At 65.1% G+C, this 13766-nt stretch carries 13 protein-coding genes and 1 other RNA gene; 10 read left to right on the top strand and 4 right to left on the bottom strand.

The window, feature by feature from the left end; genetic code table 11:
• Positions 1-41: 41 nt before the first annotated feature.
• On the top strand, positions 42-449 hold the full coding sequence (locus LQD11_RS09810) for a ClpXP protease specificity-enhancing factor (protein WP_238617386.1): 408 nt from the start codon (positions 42-44) through the stop codon (positions 447-449).
• A gap of 3 nt (positions 450-452) precedes the next feature.
• Here the strand turns inward: LQD11_RS09810 and LQD11_RS09815 are convergent, their stop codons facing one another.
• The 4 genes from LQD11_RS09815 to LQD11_RS09830 are packed head-to-tail and all read right to left on the bottom strand — an operon-like array spanning position 453 to position 4708.
• Entirely contained in the window at positions 453-1886 is a 1434-nt protein-coding gene (locus LQD11_RS09815) for an FAD-binding oxidoreductase (protein ID WP_238617387.1), read from the bottom strand.
• Positions 1887-1900: 14 nt separating this feature from the next.
• Entirely contained in the window at positions 1901-2491 is a 591-nt protein-coding gene (locus LQD11_RS09820; protein WP_008930963.1) for a phosphoheptose isomerase, read from the bottom strand.
• A gap of 13 nt (positions 2492-2504) precedes the next feature.
• Entirely contained in the window at positions 2505-2855 is a 351-nt protein-coding gene (locus LQD11_RS09825; protein ID WP_008930964.1) for a YraN family protein, read from the bottom strand.
• Positions 2852-4708, bottom strand: coding sequence for a penicillin-binding protein activator (locus LQD11_RS09830; RefSeq protein WP_238617388.1), 1857 nt, complete (start codon positions 4706-4708; stop codon positions 2852-2854). Before LQD11_RS09830 ends, LQD11_RS09825 begins: the two co-directional genes overlap by 4 nt.
• A gap of 122 nt (positions 4709-4830) precedes the next feature.
• On the opposite strand from LQD11_RS09830, the gene rsmI reads away from it, so the two are divergent.
• From rsmI to mraY, 9 genes are all read left to right on the top strand, one after another.
• Positions 4831-5646, top strand: coding sequence for a 16S rRNA (cytidine(1402)-2'-O)-methyltransferase (rsmI, locus tag LQD11_RS09835; RefSeq protein WP_338081482.1), 816 nt, complete (start codon positions 4831-4833; stop codon positions 5644-5646).
• A gap of 76 nt (positions 5647-5722) precedes the next feature.
• Positions 5723-6073, top strand: an RNA gene (gene rnpB / locus LQD11_RS09840) — RNase P RNA component class A.
• Between the two features lie 370 nt (positions 6074-6443).
• Positions 6444-6896, top strand: coding sequence for a division/cell wall cluster transcriptional repressor MraZ (gene mraZ, locus LQD11_RS09845; protein WP_008930967.1), 453 nt, complete (start codon positions 6444-6446; stop codon positions 6894-6896).
• An 11-nt stretch (positions 6897-6907) separates the two neighbouring features.
• The gene (gene rsmH, locus LQD11_RS09850; RefSeq protein WP_420828263.1) at positions 6908-7840 is read left to right on the top strand and encodes a 16S rRNA (cytosine(1402)-N(4))-methyltransferase RsmH; all 933 of its coding nucleotides are present in this window, start codon (positions 6908-6910) and stop codon (positions 7838-7840) included.
• The gene (gene ftsL, locus LQD11_RS09855; RefSeq protein WP_238617389.1) at positions 7837-8106 is read left to right on the top strand and encodes a cell division protein FtsL; all 270 of its coding nucleotides are present in this window, start codon (positions 7837-7839) and stop codon (positions 8104-8106) included. Before rsmH ends, ftsL begins: the two co-directional genes overlap by 4 nt.
• A 3-nt stretch (positions 8107-8109) precedes the next feature.
• Positions 8110-9822 (top strand): peptidoglycan D,D-transpeptidase FtsI family protein, encoded by a 1713-nt coding sequence (locus tag LQD11_RS09860; protein WP_238617390.1) that lies wholly within the window; start codon positions 8110-8112, stop codon positions 9820-9822.
• Positions 9819-11321, top strand: coding sequence for a UDP-N-acetylmuramoyl-L-alanyl-D-glutamate--2,6-diaminopimelate ligase (locus tag LQD11_RS09865; RefSeq protein WP_238617391.1), 1503 nt, complete (start codon positions 9819-9821; stop codon positions 11319-11321). Before LQD11_RS09860 ends, LQD11_RS09865 begins: the two co-directional genes overlap by 4 nt.
• Entirely contained in the window at positions 11318-12700 is a 1383-nt protein-coding gene (locus LQD11_RS09870) for a UDP-N-acetylmuramoyl-tripeptide--D-alanyl-D-alanine ligase (protein WP_238617392.1), read from the top strand. The genes LQD11_RS09865 and LQD11_RS09870 overlap by 4 nt, the downstream gene beginning before the upstream one ends.
• Positions 12681-13763 (top strand): phospho-N-acetylmuramoyl-pentapeptide-transferase, encoded by a 1083-nt coding sequence (gene mraY, locus LQD11_RS09875; RefSeq protein ID WP_238617393.1) that lies wholly within the window; start codon positions 12681-12683, stop codon positions 13761-13763. The genes LQD11_RS09870 and mraY overlap by 20 nt, the downstream gene beginning before the upstream one ends.
• Positions 13764-13766: the final 3 nt, after the last annotated feature.

The raw sequence follows: 13766 nt of genomic DNA on the forward strand, positions 1-13766 counted from the left end.
TCCCGGCTGTATCCGCACTTCATTGTCTTTCGAGCCTTGCCATGACTTCCAGTCGACCGTATCTCATCCGCGCCATTTATGAATGGATTGTGGATAACGACATGACTCCCCACCTCCTGGTGGATGCCGCCGCGGAGGTGGTGGTACCCCGTGAGTACGTGGAAAACGGGCGCATCGTGCTCAATGTGGCCCCGCTGGCGGTCAGCGGCCTGCTGATCAGTAACGAAGCCGTGACCTTCAATGCCCGTTTCGGGGGTCGCCCCATGAACGTGATGATCCCAGTGGACCGGGTGCTGGCCATCTATACTCGGGAGAACGGCCAGGGCATGATGTTTGCCGAATCCGAGGACGGAGACGAGCCACCGCCTTCCGGCGGGGATGATGACGGTGGCGGCGGCAAGGGCGAAGGCGGGCGCCGCAAGGGACCGAGCCTCCGGGTGGTCAAGTAAGCCTCAGGCGGTTGTGTCCGTGGCAGGGGGAAGGCCCTTGCCCGGATTGAGGATGCCGTCCGGGTCAAAGCTTTGCCTGACCGCATGCATCAGTGAAAGCGCTTCTTCCCCCAGTTCCCGGGCCACGAAGGGGCGTTTCACCAGTCCGATGCCGTGTTCCCCGGAGATGCTGCCCCGCAGGCCCAGCACCAGATCGAATACCCCGTCCAGACAGGCATCCGCCGCCTTCATCTGTGCCGCATCGTCCGGGTCTACCAGTAGATTGACATGAATGTTGCCGTTGCCGGCGTGACCGAAACTGACGATGGTGATGCCGTGGTCGGTTCCCAGGCGCTCCAGTCCATTGATGAGGGCGGGAATCTTCGACACCGGCACCACCACGTCTTCGTTGATCTTCTTGGGCGCAATGGTGCGCAGAGCCGGTGACAGGGCCTTGCGGGTGGCCCAAAGGGCCTTGACCTCGTCTCCGGTGCGGGCCAGTTCCACCGACAGGCAGCCTGTCCCCCGGGCCGCCGCCGCCACCCTTTCCGCCGCGGCATCCAGCCCCGCCGCCAGTCCGTCCACCTCGATCATCAGCAAGCCGCCGGCGCCCGCGGGTAGCGTCGCCTCGGAATAGTGGCGGATCATCTCGATGGCGCGACCGTCCATGAATTCCAGGGCGCAGGGCACCACCGGCTGGGCCATGATGCGGGAGACGGCTTGGGCGGCGGCATCCATGGATTCATAGACCGCCTGCAGGGTGCGCTTGTCCTCCGGCAGCGGGGTGAGTTTGAGGATGGCCTCGGTGATGATGCCCAGGGTCCCCTCGGAGCCGATCAGCAGTCGGGTGAGATCATAGCCGACCACGCCCTTGGTGGTGTGGACGCCGGTACGCAGCAGTTGCCCGCGGCCGGTGACGGCGGTCAGCCCCAGGGTGTTGTCCCGGGGCGTGCCGTACTTGACCGCCCGTGGGCCGGCGGAGTTGTAGGCGAGGTTGCCGCCGATGGTGCAATAGGCGGCGCTGGTGGGATCGGGGGGCCAAAAGAAGCCATGACGGCCGGCCGCATCCTGCAGGGCCTGATTGGTGACGCCGGGCTGGACCACCGCCAGCCGATTGTCCGGGTCCAGTTCCAGGATACGGTCCATGCGCTCCAGGCTCAGTACCACGCCACCCCGGTCCGGGACCGTGGCGCCGGTGGTGCCGGTGCCGCGTCCGCGGGCGATCACGGGCACCCGGTGTTCCCGGCAGCCGCGTACCACGGCCTGTACCTGCTCGGTGTGGGTGGCGAAGACCACGGCTTGAGGGGGGGCATGCAGACGGGAGTTGTCGCCACCGTAGGGCCAGCGGTCGGCGGCCCGGGTCAGCAGGTTGTCCGTGCCCACCGCCGCTTCCAGGGATCGGAGCAGGGCCTCGGGCAGCGGCGGTTGCGTGGGTGGCGATGCGTCGGACAGTGCCATGGCCGGAGGGCTCCCTAGCGGATGCCCAGCAGTTGCCGGTCAATCAGATCGCACAGAACGTGGATCACCACCAGGTGAACCTCCTGAATGCGAGCGGTGCGGTCCGCCGGGGCGCGAATTTCGATATCCCGGTCCGACAGCAGGCCGGCCAGGGCGCCGCCGTCACGACCGGTGAAGGCCACTACCCGCAGATCCCGTTCCCGCGCCGCCTTGATGGCTTCCAGGACATTGGCGGAGTTGCCGGAAGTGGAGATGGCCACCAGCACGTCTCCACTTTGTCCCAGGACCCGGACCTGCCGGGCAAAGACCTGATCATAGGCGTAGTCATTGGCGATGGAGGTGAGGGTGGAGGTGTCCGTGGTGAGGGCCACGGCGGGCAGGCCGGGACGCTCGTGTTCGAACCGGTTCACCAGTTCGGAGGCGAAATGCTGGGCGTCGGCCGCGGAACCGCCGTTGCCGCAGATCAGGAGCTTGTGTCCGCCGAGGAAGGTTTCCAGGATGCACGCGGCCGCCTGCTCGATGGTGTCCGAGAGGATCAGGGCGGCACTTTGCTGGGTTTCAACGGTTTCGGCGAAGGTGCGACGGATGATGTCTTGCAGGCTCATGCGGGCGGGCGACTCAGGGGCTGGCCTCAAAGGCGTTGGGTATCCAGTTCAGACGGTTGTCGGATTCGATGGCCACCACGTCCAGCCGGGCCGGGCGATTGCAGCCATGAATCTGAAGATAAAAGGCCGCCGCCGCCAGGATACGGCGCTGTTTGCGGCCGTTGATGCTGGCGGCGGCGCCGCCGAAGCGGGCGGAGCGGCGCTGACGCACCTCGACGAAGACCAGGGTACCCTGATCGTCCATGACCAGGTCGATTTCCCCCACCTTGCAGCGGAACTGCGCAGTGACAAACCGTAGCCCCTGACGTTCCAGGAAGCTGCGAGCCCGGGCTTCCGCCGCGTCACCCTGGGCTTTGCGGCTCATTGGGTCTGATCCGCCACGGGTAGCTCGGGCTGTCCGACGAGCCGCGGGCGGCCGCCGATGAAGCGTGCCCAGTTCAGGTCCCGGGTGATGTGTCCGTGGGCATCCATGCGTAATCCACCGGTCACTCCCTGGTAACGTTCGTTGGGGCGCTCCGAGAGCCGTTCCAGCAGTGGGAAGATCTGAAGGGCGTCAAAACCCAGGGCTGTCAGGCGGGGGAGTTGGAGTGTGTTGCCCGAGAGCTGGGCGTCCAGGCGCGAGCGCAGTTCCGGGCGGGGGTTGGCGCCTTCCAGCAGCCAGGGGATGTCGGCAAAGACCAGACCGTCCAGATCCTGATCTTGACGGGGATCGGGCCGCCCGGAATACACATGGGAGGTGGCCAGTACCGGAATCTGTCCGGCGCGATGGAAGCGTAGCTGGGGCCAGAGCAGTCTGGCCTGGCGGGGACTGCCCGACAGGAAGATCAAGTCCACGTCCTCCCGCGGCACGGGCGCTGCGTCCCGCCCGGTACGACCGCTGCGATCACGGATATCGAGCGCGGCGATGATGGAGGCGCCGTAGTCCGATGCCTCCGGCGCAAAGAACTGGGTGCTGATCACCTGGCCGCCCAGGGCCTCGAAGCGGTCACGGAAGGCGCGTTGCAGACGTTCACCCAGCTCGGTGCGGGGCATCAGGATGACGGCGCGCTGACGTCCTTCTAGGATGGCCCGCTCGGCCGCCTGGATGGCCTCGGCTTCGGGGTTGAGGCCGAACTGATAGAGGCCGGAGGGGTAGGTGGACTGGGGTTCGGCATGGTTCAGCGCCAGGACCGGTATGGGCAGGGATTCGCGCTGGGCAAACAGGGTCACGGCCTGACGGTCCAGAGGGCCGATGACGCCGCGGGCACCATCGGCGATGGCCTGCTGATAGTGGGTCCAGGCGGATTCCGCTTGCTCGCCCGTATCGTGGATGCGCAGTTCCGGCCGGTTGTCGGCGGGGCTGTCGTAGTAGGCGGCGAGGATGCCTTCAAGAATGGCCTGAGCCGCGGTGGAAAAGCGCCCGGTCAGCGGCAGCAGCACCGCCACGTGTTCCGGGAAGTGTCCGTAGGTTGCCCATTGTTGCCGCAGGCGGTCGAGGAAGCGGGGAGTAGCCGGATGACCGTCAAACTGCCTTTGCCATGCGTCCAGTCGTGTTTCCAGGGCCGCCAGTCGCGGCGGGGTGTCGTGGGCCAGTTCCGCCAGGCTCAGCCAGCCGCGGGCCTCGAAGCGGCCACTACGCGCCGTCAGGTCCGGTAATTGGCGGGCCGGGATCTGTTGCAGCATGGCCCACAGGGCTTCCTGGCTAGCCAGACGCTCTTCGGGAGTCTGATACAGGGTGCCCTGACGGATGCGGGTTTCCAGGGCTTCATGCCAGCGGCCCTGGTCGGCGAGGATGCCGGCCCGTGTCTCCAGGATGCGCGCCGCCAGGCCGATGGGGAGGGTGTCCAGGGAAGGGGGCAGGTGGCCCAGGGCGGTCTGCGGATCCCCTTCCATCCAGGTGATGCGGGCATTGAGCTCGGCGCGGCGAGCCTTGCCGACCGTATCCAGATGCCGGTCCTCCACCTGGCTCAGGATCCGCGAGGCCTCCTCAAGGGCCTCCGGCTCAACCGGGGGGCGCAGCAGCAGGTCGACCGCATTGAGCTGGGCGCGCGCCTTGTCGCTCCCCCGCAGTCGCTCCGCGGCCGCCAGGTATTCAGAGGCTGCCGCCCGGTGTGCCCCCTCCTGTTCCAGCAGGGCGGCGCGGGTCAGGATATCCGTGGGCGGGTCCGCGGGGCGGGGCATGCCGGCGCAGGCCGACAGGAGCAATGCAATCAGCAGGGGCAGGACGATATGTCGCATGGCGCACACGGGGTCATGGGTTCTCCCGCCCGGCGGGGCGGGTTAGACTGGCGAACCGTTTTGTGGGGTTTCCAGTATCTTGGCCGGGGTGCAGTGTGTCAATTGAGGCGGGTGTTTTATATGTGGTGGCAACACCGATCGGCAATCTCTCCGACATGTCCCGTCGTGCGCTGCAGATACTGGGGGAGGTGGATCTGATCGCGGCGGAGGATACCCGCCACACGGGTCGGTTGCTGACCCATTTCGGACTGGCCACGCCGCGTGTCAGTCTGCATGAACACAACGAGGAGCAGCAGGTCCCGGCGCTGGTGTCCCGTCTTGCCCGGGGTGAGTCCATTGCCCTGGTCAGTGATGCCGGTACCCCCCTGATCAGTGATCCTGGCTTTCGTCTGGTGGTCGCGGCCCGCGAATCCGGGATTCGTGTCTCTCCCGTCCCGGGGCCGTGTGCCCTGATCGCCGCTCTCTCCGCCAGCGGCCTGCCGTCGGACCGTTTTCTCTTCGAGGGTTTTTTGCCCGCCAGGGAGCTGGCACGGCGCAAGCGTCTACAAGCTCTGCGGGACATCCCCAGCACGCTGATCTTCTACGAGTCCAGTCACCGTATCGGTGATGCCCTCACGGACATGGCCGAAGTGCTCGGGGGGGATCGCCGGGCAGTGGTGGCGCGGGAGCTGACCAAGACCTTTGAGCAGTTGCAGGGGGATACCCTGTCGGGGCTGGTGCAATGGCAGGCGGAAGATCCCAATCACGGGCGCGGCGAGTTCGTGGTGCTGGTGTCCGGGGCCTCACGGCAGGAGACGGGTGAACTGACAACGGAGGCGGAGCGCGTGTTGCGCTTGCTGTTGGGAGAGTTGCCGTTGAAGGCGGCGGCTCGTCTGGCGTCGGAGATCACCGGCATCTCCAGAAATACCCTCTATCAGCGGGGGCTTGAACTGCGTTGAGAATGACGTCTTCAAAGTCTGCTGAGTGGTTTCGCCCGTCTTGTGCTCGGTTCCTGAACTTACATACAATGACGACGGAGCCGGCCAGACAGTCGCTGCGGTTTTGACAGCCGTGGAGGAAAGTCCGGGCTCCACAGGGCAGGGCGCCAGGTAACGCCTGGGCGGCGCAAGCCGACGGAAAGTGCCACAGAAATGATACCGCCGATGGCCTTCGGGCACAGGTAAGGGTGAAATGGTGCGGTAAGAGCGCACCGCGCGGGTGGCAACACGCCGCGGCAGGGTAAACCCCGTCCGGAGCAAGGCCAAATAGGGGTGCATTGGTGCGGCCCGCACTGCACCCGGGTAGGCTGCTCGAGGCGCATGGTGACATGCGTCCCAGATGAATGACTGTCCCCGACAGAACCCGGCTTATCGGCCGGCTCCGCTTCCCTCTTCATGACCCCGGTTCGGCTTGAGCCGGGGCTGTCAATCCCGGGTTTCACTCATCTCTGTTTGAGTGAATTATCGCCTTTATTTTGCAACCCTATGATTAATCTGGAAACCCTGATATGGATGGGGCCGTGTGACCGTGTTCCTTGCAGCAGGTTTTGTAAGTATTTGTGACACAAGCATAAATCTTGAACCTGGTAAGGGCGTTTTTCTTGACACCCCGCTGAGCCGATCCATATAGTGTAGAAAAGTGGATTTATGTGGGGGCAGGTGGAGTTTTCCGACGTTTCGGGGCTTTTCCGAGATGAATGGTCGGATGGATTCCTGCGGGGCAGGCGTTGTGATCGGCAGAGGTGCCCGGAGCGGTCGTGTTCCGAGGGATTACCAATCTGAATCTGGACACCAAGGGACGCATCGCGATGCCGTCCCGGTACCGGGATCTGCTGCTGGAGCATTGTCGGGGTCAGCTGGTCGTTACGGTCCATCTGGACCAATGTCTGCTGATCTATCCCCTGCCTGACTGGGAGATCCTCGAACAGCAAGTGATGTCCCGGCCCAACATGAATCGGCAGGTGCGAAACCTTCAGCGTCTGCTGGTGGGGCATGCCTCTGACTGCGAGATGGATGGCAACGGCCGGATACTGTTGCCGGGTCCCCTGCGTGAATTTGCGAATCTGACTAAACGGGCGGTACTGGTGGGGCAGGGCAACAAGTTTGAATTGTGGGACGAGGATGCGTGGAACAGCAGTCGCGAGGCGTGGTTCCGGCAAGAGGCTCGGGAGGGCGATCTGAGTTCGATCCTGGAGTCTCTGACGCTGTGAGTCATGACCTGGTGGAAAAGACCGGCCATCGTCCGGTACTGCTGGCTGAAACCCTGACGGCCTTGTGCATCCGTCCGGATGGAGTCTACGTGGACGGGACCTTCGGCAGGGGAGGTCATACCGGCGCCATCCTCGACCGGCTGGGTCCAACCGGTTGCCTGATCGCCCTGGACCAGGACCCGGAAGCCGAAGCCGAGGCCCTTGCCCGATTTACGGGGGATGGTCGCTTTGAATTCGTGCGCACCTCCTTCACCCGGTTGCTTCCAGTGCTTGAGGCGCGCGGTCTGGTGGGGCGAGTGGATGGCGTATTGCTGGACCTGGGGGTGTCTTCCCCTCAACTGGATACTCCGGAGCGGGGTTTCAGCTTCATGCGGGATGGTCCCCTGGATATGCGCATGGACCCGATGCGGGGAGAGTCTGCCGCCCAGTGGCTGGCAAGGGCCGATGAGGCAGAGATCGCCGGGGTTCTCAAGACCCTTGGCGAGGAGCGCTTTGCCCGGCGCATTGCCCGCCATCTGGTTGAACAGCGGGCCGTCATGCCCATCGAGCGGACCGGTCGGTTGGCGGCGCTGATCGCCGAGGCCATCCCCCGCCACGAACGGCACAAGCATCCGGCCACGCGCAGCTTTCAGGCGATTCGTCTGTATGTGAATCATGAACTGGAGGCGCTGGATGAATGCCTGGCGCAGATACCGGCGGCACTGGCGCCGGGAGGACGGTTGGCGGTGATCAGCTTCCATTCCCTGGAGGATCGAAGCGTGAAGCGCTTCATTCGCCGTCAGTCCGAGGGGGAGCCGGTACCACGGGGTCTGCCTGTCACGGCGCCGCCACCGGGAAGAACCCTGCTGAAGATCGGTAAGGCACAACGGGCTCGGGAAGATGAGGTGGAAGCGAACCCGCGGGCACGCAGTGCGGTGTTGCGGGTGGCCGAGCGCCTGTCGTGAATCGGCGTCTGGCATTACTGGCCCTGCTGTTTCTGGCGGTGGTCGCCAGCGCCCTGGCCGTGGTGCATAGCAAGCATCAAAGCCGGGTGTTGTTCATTGATCTACAGGCTGAACTGAGATTGCGTGACGAATTGAATATTGAGTGGGGGCAGTTGCAGCTGGAACAGAGTACCTGGGCGACCCATGGACGCATCGAAGAGGAGGCGGGCAGCCGTCTCAACATGCGCCTGCCCGATGCCCGTTCCACCGTTATTCTGCTGGAGTGATTGATGTCGGAGCCCAAGACAACGATTTCTAGCTGGCGGCGTGGCGTGGTGCTGGGGGCGTTTGCCCTGGCCTTTGTCGCCGTGCTGGCACGTGCCGTGGATCTGCAGGTCCTGCAGCAGGATTTTCTCCAGGGCCAGGGTGACGCGCGTCATCTGCGGGTGGTATCCCTGCCTGCTCACCGGGGCATGATCCTGGACCGTAACGGCGAGCCCATGGCGGTGAGTACCCCCGTGGACAGCGTCTGGGCCAATCCCCGGGAGACCCTGCTTCACCCCGAGCAGCTGGCGGGCCTGGCCCGTGTGCTGGAGATGAATCCGCGGGATCTGCATCAGCGGCTGGCCGAGCGGGCGGAGCGGGAATTCGTCTATCTGCGCCGCCATGTCACCCCGGACGTGGGGCGGCAGGTCATGGCCTTGCGGGTCCCCGGTGTCGCCCTGCAGCGGGAATACCGCCGCTACTATCCCATGGGTGAGGTCTCTGCTCATGTCCTGGGCTTCACCAATATCGATGATCGCGGTCAGGAAGGACTGGAGCTGGCCTATAACACCTGGCTGACCGGTGAACCGGGCGCCAAGCGGGTGGTTCGCGATCGTCTGGGGCGTGTCATCCGGGACGTCGAGAACATCCGTCCCGCCCGTCCCGGGCAGGATCTGACCCTGACCATCGATCAGCGTCTGCAGTACCTGGCCTATCGTGAGCTCAAGGCCGCGGTGCAGGCCCATGGGGCGAGGGCGGGATCGGCGGTGATCCTTGACGCCCGCAATGGCGATGTCCTGGCCATGGTCAATCAGCCCTCCTACAACCCGAACAACCGGGGCACCCTGCGGGGAGACAGTGCCCGTAACCGGTCCGTCACGGATCTGATCGAGCCCGGTTCCACCATCAAGCCCTTTACCGTGGCGGCGGCCTTGGAGAGTGGTCAGTTCCAGAAGGAATCCCTGCTTCAGACCAGTCCCGGCCGCATGCGGGTGGGCCGTCATACCGTCACCGACATCCGCGACTACGGCCTGATCGACCTGACCACCATGATCAGCAAATCCTCCAACGTGGGGGCGAGCAAGCTGGCCCTGGCCGTCGAGCCCCAGCAGCTGTGGGAGACCTTCTATCGGGCCGGTTTCGGTCGCAGTACCGGTAGCGGGTTCCCGGGAGAGGCCGGGGGTAATTTGCGGGATTTCTTCCATTGGCGTGACGTGGAACGTGCCACCATGGGGTTTGGTTATGGTCTGTCCGTCACGCCCCTGCAGTTGGCCCAGGCCTACGGTGCCATCGCCAATGAGGGCGTGATGTTCACCCCTCGCCTGGTGGTGTCCGATGCCCCCCGCGAAGCCTATCGCGTCATGAGCCCCCATTCCGCACAGAGCCTCATGCACATGCTGGAGGTGGCGGTTTCCCGCGAGGGTACCGGCATTCGCGCCTCGGTGGAGGGCTACCGGGTGGCCGGCAAGACCGGTACCGCGCGCAAGCTGGTGGATGGCGGTTATGCCAAGGGGCTCTATCTGTCCCTGTTTGCCGGCATGGCGCCGGCCAGCGATCCTCGCCTGGTGATGGTGGTGATCATTGATGAGCCTCGCGGTGATCAATACTACGGCGGCCAGGTGGCGGCACCCGTATTTGGCGCGGTCATGCGCGGCGCGCTCCGCCTCATGGACATTCCTCCCGACAATCTCCCCGGCCTGAGGTCCGCCGCCCGTTCCTCCGCGGAGGCGCCGGCATGATGCGCCACCCAAGCAACGAACACCGATCTCTGCTTTCATATCTGCTGGCCGGGATGGTGCCGGTCCCGTCTGTCCTTGACCGCCCCGTACAGGGCCTGTGTCTTGACAGTCGCCGGGCAATGCCCGGCGAGGTGTTTCTGGCCGTGGCGGGACATCATCACCACGGCCTGAGTCATGTGCGGGAGGCGGTCCGGCGGGGTGTCGTGGCGGTACTCTGGGAGCCCGCGGCAGCGGTGGAAGATCTTGCCCGGGAGGTGCCGGTATCCTGTATCGCCGTCCCCCGGTTGCGCGAGCGCATGGGTGAACTGGCGGCCCGCTTCCATGGGCATCCTTCCCGTGCCATGCAGGTGGTGGGGGTGACCGGCACCGACGGCAAGACCTCGGTATCCCAGTGTCTGGCCAGTGCCCTGGACAGTGACAGCCGTCCCTGCGGCGTGATCGGCACCCTGGGCAGCGGACGCTACGGCGAGTTGGGGCGGCCGGGCCTGACCACGCCGGATCCCGTATCCCTGCAAGCCTTCCTGGCCGACATGGGGCGTCGCAACCTGCATCAGGTGGTGATGGAAGTGTCATCCCATGCCCTGGACCAGTCCCGGGTGGGCGGGGTGGATTTCGATGTGGCCATCCTGACCAACCTGGGCCGTGATCACCTGGACTATCACGGCACGGTAGAGGCCTACGGCGAGGCCAAGGCGCGGCTGTTTGCCTGGCCCGGCCTGAAAACGGCGGTAGTGAATCTGGATGATCCCTTCGGCCGCTTGCTGGTCGAGCGGGTGCAGGCCCCGGTGCTGGGCTATGGCCTGCGGGCGATGGCCGACGGCCCCGAGCAGGTGTTGGCGACCCAGCCGGAATTTCATGCCGATGGCATCCGTGCCCATGTCACGACCCCGTGGGGCGAAGGCGAGCTGGAAAGCCCCTGGCTGGGATGTTTCAACCTGCAGAATCTGCTGGCGGTGCTGGCGGGGCTGCTGAGTCTTGACGTCAGCCTCACCGATGCCCTGGAGCGGCTGCATCACAGTCCGGCGGTTCCGGGTCGCATGGAGCGTTTTCGCGGCACCCGGGGGCCGCTGATGGTGGTGGATTATGCCCACACCCATGAGGCCCTGGCCCAGGTGCTGCAGGCTCTGCGTGCCCATTGCGGCGGGCGGCTCTGGTGCGTGTTCGGTTGCGGCGGTGATCGCGATCCGGGCAAGCGTCCGCTGATGGCGGCCATGGCTCAGCGTTACGCGGACCAGGTGGTGGTGACCAGCGACAATCCCCGCCATGAGGATCCGCTGGCCATCATCGAGGCCATCTGCGTCGGCTTCAGCGACCTTTCGCGGGTGCATGTGGAAGCCGACCGGGAAGCCGCCATCCGTCATGCCTTCTGTCAGGCGGGCCGGGAGGATGTGGTGCTGGTGGCAGGCAAGGGCCACGAGACCTGGCAGATTTTCGGCGATGAACAGCGTCCCTTCAGTGACCGGACCCTGGCCCGCCGGCTGGTGGAGGGTGAGGCATGATGCAGTTTTCCATGACGCAGGTGGCGGCGCTGACCGGCGGTCGTCTGCATGGCGCCGATGCGATCGTGCGCGGTGTATCCACGGACAGCCGCGGCGTGACGGCCGGGCAACTCTTCGTCGCTTTGAAGGGGCCGCGGTTCGACGCCCATGACTTCATCATCCCGCAACTCCCGGCCGCCGGCCTGCTGGTCAGCCGGGACTCCGGTCCGCGGGACGACAGACCCCGGGTGCTGGTGGACGATACCCGGCGTGCCCTGGCCGATCTGGCCACCGGCTGGCGCCGCCGCTGTCAGGCCCGGATCGTGGCTCTGACCGGCAGCAACGGCAAGACCACGGTGAAGGAGATGCTGGCGGCGATTCTCGGTCACTGCGGCCAGACCTGGGCCACCCGCGGTAACCTGAACAACGATATCGGCGTCCCCCTGACCCTGCTGAACCTGTCGGAATCGGATCGTTTCGGCGTGATCGAGATGGGGGCCAATCATGCCGGCGAGATTGCCCTGCTGACGGGCATTGCCCGGCCCGACGTGGCCCTGATCACCAATGCCGGGCCGGCCCATCTGGAAGGGTTCGGCAGCATCGAGGGGGTTGCCCATGCCAAGGGCGAGATTTTCCAGGGGCTGGGGGATGAGGGGGTGGCGGTGATCAATGCCGATGATCCCTATGCCGACCTGTGGTTGTCCATGAATCCCGGGCGCCGGGTCATCCTGTTCGGCCTGTCGGCACGGGCCGGGGTCCGGGGCGAGATGGATGGCGAGGATCTGCTGATCCACCTGCCGGAAGAGCGGATCCGTGTGTCCCTGGTACTGGCCGGCCGTCACAACCGTCTCAATGCCCTGGCGGCGGCGGCCGCCGCCCTGGCCATGGGGGCGGACGCGACGGCCATCACCCGGGGGCTGTCATCGATGCAGCCGGTGCCGGGACGGCTGGTGTCCCGACCAGGGCCGTCGGGCAGCCGTCTCATCGACGACAGCTACAATGCCAATCCCGCTTCCACCCGGGCGGCGATCCAGGTGCTTTCGGAACAGCCCGGACATCGCATCCTGGTCCTTGGGGACATGGGCGAATTGGGCGAGGACGCAGCCGGCATGCACCGTGAAATGGGTGCACTGGCCCGGTCCATGGGGGTGGAACAATTGCTGGCGGTCGGGCCGCTGAGCCTGCATGCGGTTCAGGGTTTCGGCGCCGGGGCGGAACATTTCGACGACCAGTCCCGTCTGACGGCGGTGCTGACGGGGTGCCTGGGACCCGATGTGGTGGTCCTGGTCAAGGGTTCCCGCGGGCAGCGCATGGAGCGGGTGATCTCGGCATTGATGCCGGAACAAGGGCAGCGACAAGAACAATCGGGAGATAATGGGCATGCTGCTCATTCTGTTTGAGTATCTGAGCCAGTACTACACGGCCTTCAATGTATTCCAGTACCTGACCCTGCGCGCCATTCTGGGCGTGCTCACCGCGTTGCTGATCGCCTTTATGGTGGGGCCTGCCATGATCCGGCATCTGACCCGCTACAAGATCGGCCAGCAGGTTCGCAGTGATGGTCCCCAGACCCATTTCAGCAAGGCGGGAACTCCCACCATGGGTGGCGCCCTGATCCTGGTGGCGGTGGCCGTCAGCACCCTGTTGTGGAGTGATCTGAGCAACCGCTTCGTCTGGGTGGTGCTGCTGGTTACCCTGTTATTCGGACTTATCGGCGGGGTGGACGATTACTTGAAGCTGCGTTATGGCAACAGCCGGGGCCTGTCTGCGCGCAGCAAGTTCTTCTGGCAGAGCGTGGTGGCCTTCCTGACCGCCGTGTTCCTGTTCTATACCGCCCAGACCCCCATCGAGACTACCCTGATCGTGCCCGTCTTCAAGGATGTGGCCATTGACCTGGGGCTGTGGTTCATCCCCCTGACCTGGCTGGTGATCGTGGGTTCGAGCAATGCGGTGAATCTCACGGACGGCCTGGATGGCCTGGCCATCATGCCCTGTGTGCTGGTGGCGGGGGCGCTGGGGGTGTTCGCCTATGTGTCGGGGCATGCCATCTTCGCCGACTACCTGGGCATTCCCTATGTGCCCGGGGTGGGGGATCTGACCGTGTTTGCCGCGGCCCTGGTGGGCGCGGGCATGGGTTTTCTCTGGTTCAACGCCTATCCGGCCCAGGTGTTCATGGGCGATGTGGGGGCACTGGCCCTGGGGGCGGCCCTGGGCTTGCTGGCGGTGACCACGCGCCAGGAGATCGTGCTGGTGATCATGGGAGGGGTATTCGTGATCGAGACCCTGTCGGTGATCCTGCAGGTGGCTTCCTACAAGCTGACCGGGCGACGCATCTTCCGTATGGCGCCGCTGCATCATCATTTTGAGCTCAAGGGCTGGCCCGAACCCAGGGTGATCGTGCGTTTCTGGATCATTACCGTGGTGCTGGTGTTGATCGGCCTGGCCACCCTGAAGATCCGTTGAGGA

This window comes from Ectothiorhodospira shaposhnikovii (assembly GCF_022227765.1).
GTDB lineage: Bacteria > Pseudomonadota > Gammaproteobacteria > Ectothiorhodospirales > Ectothiorhodospiraceae > Ectothiorhodospira.

What these genes read in the sequence shown, in the direction of transcription:
- LQD11_RS09810 (WP_238617386.1), top strand. Translation starts at nt 42, where the DNA reads ATGACTTCCAGTCGACCGTATCTCATCCGCGCCATTTATGAATGGATT.
- LQD11_RS09815 (WP_238617387.1), bottom strand. Translation starts at nt 1,886, where the DNA reads ATGGCACTGTCCGACGCATCGCCACCCACGCAACCGCCGCTGCCCGAG.
- LQD11_RS09820 (WP_008930963.1), bottom strand. Translation starts at nt 2,491, where the DNA reads ATGAGCCTGCAAGACATCATCCGTCGCACCTTCGCCGAAACCGTTGAA.
- LQD11_RS09825 (WP_008930964.1), bottom strand. Translation starts at nt 2,855, where the DNA reads ATGAGCCGCAAAGCCCAGGGTGACGCGGCGGAAGCCCGGGCTCGCAGC.
- LQD11_RS09830 (WP_238617388.1), bottom strand. Translation starts at nt 4,708, where the DNA reads ATGCGACATATCGTCCTGCCCCTGCTGATTGCATTGCTCCTGTCGGCC.
- LQD11_RS09860 (WP_238617390.1), top strand. Translation starts at nt 8,110, where the DNA reads ATGTCGGAGCCCAAGACAACGATTTCTAGCTGGCGGCGTGGCGTGGTG.
- LQD11_RS09865 (WP_238617391.1), top strand. Translation starts at nt 9,819, where the DNA reads ATGATGCGCCACCCAAGCAACGAACACCGATCTCTGCTTTCATATCTG.
- LQD11_RS09870 (WP_238617392.1), top strand. Translation starts at nt 11,318, where the DNA reads ATGATGCAGTTTTCCATGACGCAGGTGGCGGCGCTGACCGGCGGTCGT.
- mraY (WP_238617393.1), top strand. Translation starts at nt 12,681, where the DNA reads ATGCTGCTCATTCTGTTTGAGTATCTGAGCCAGTACTACACGGCCTTC.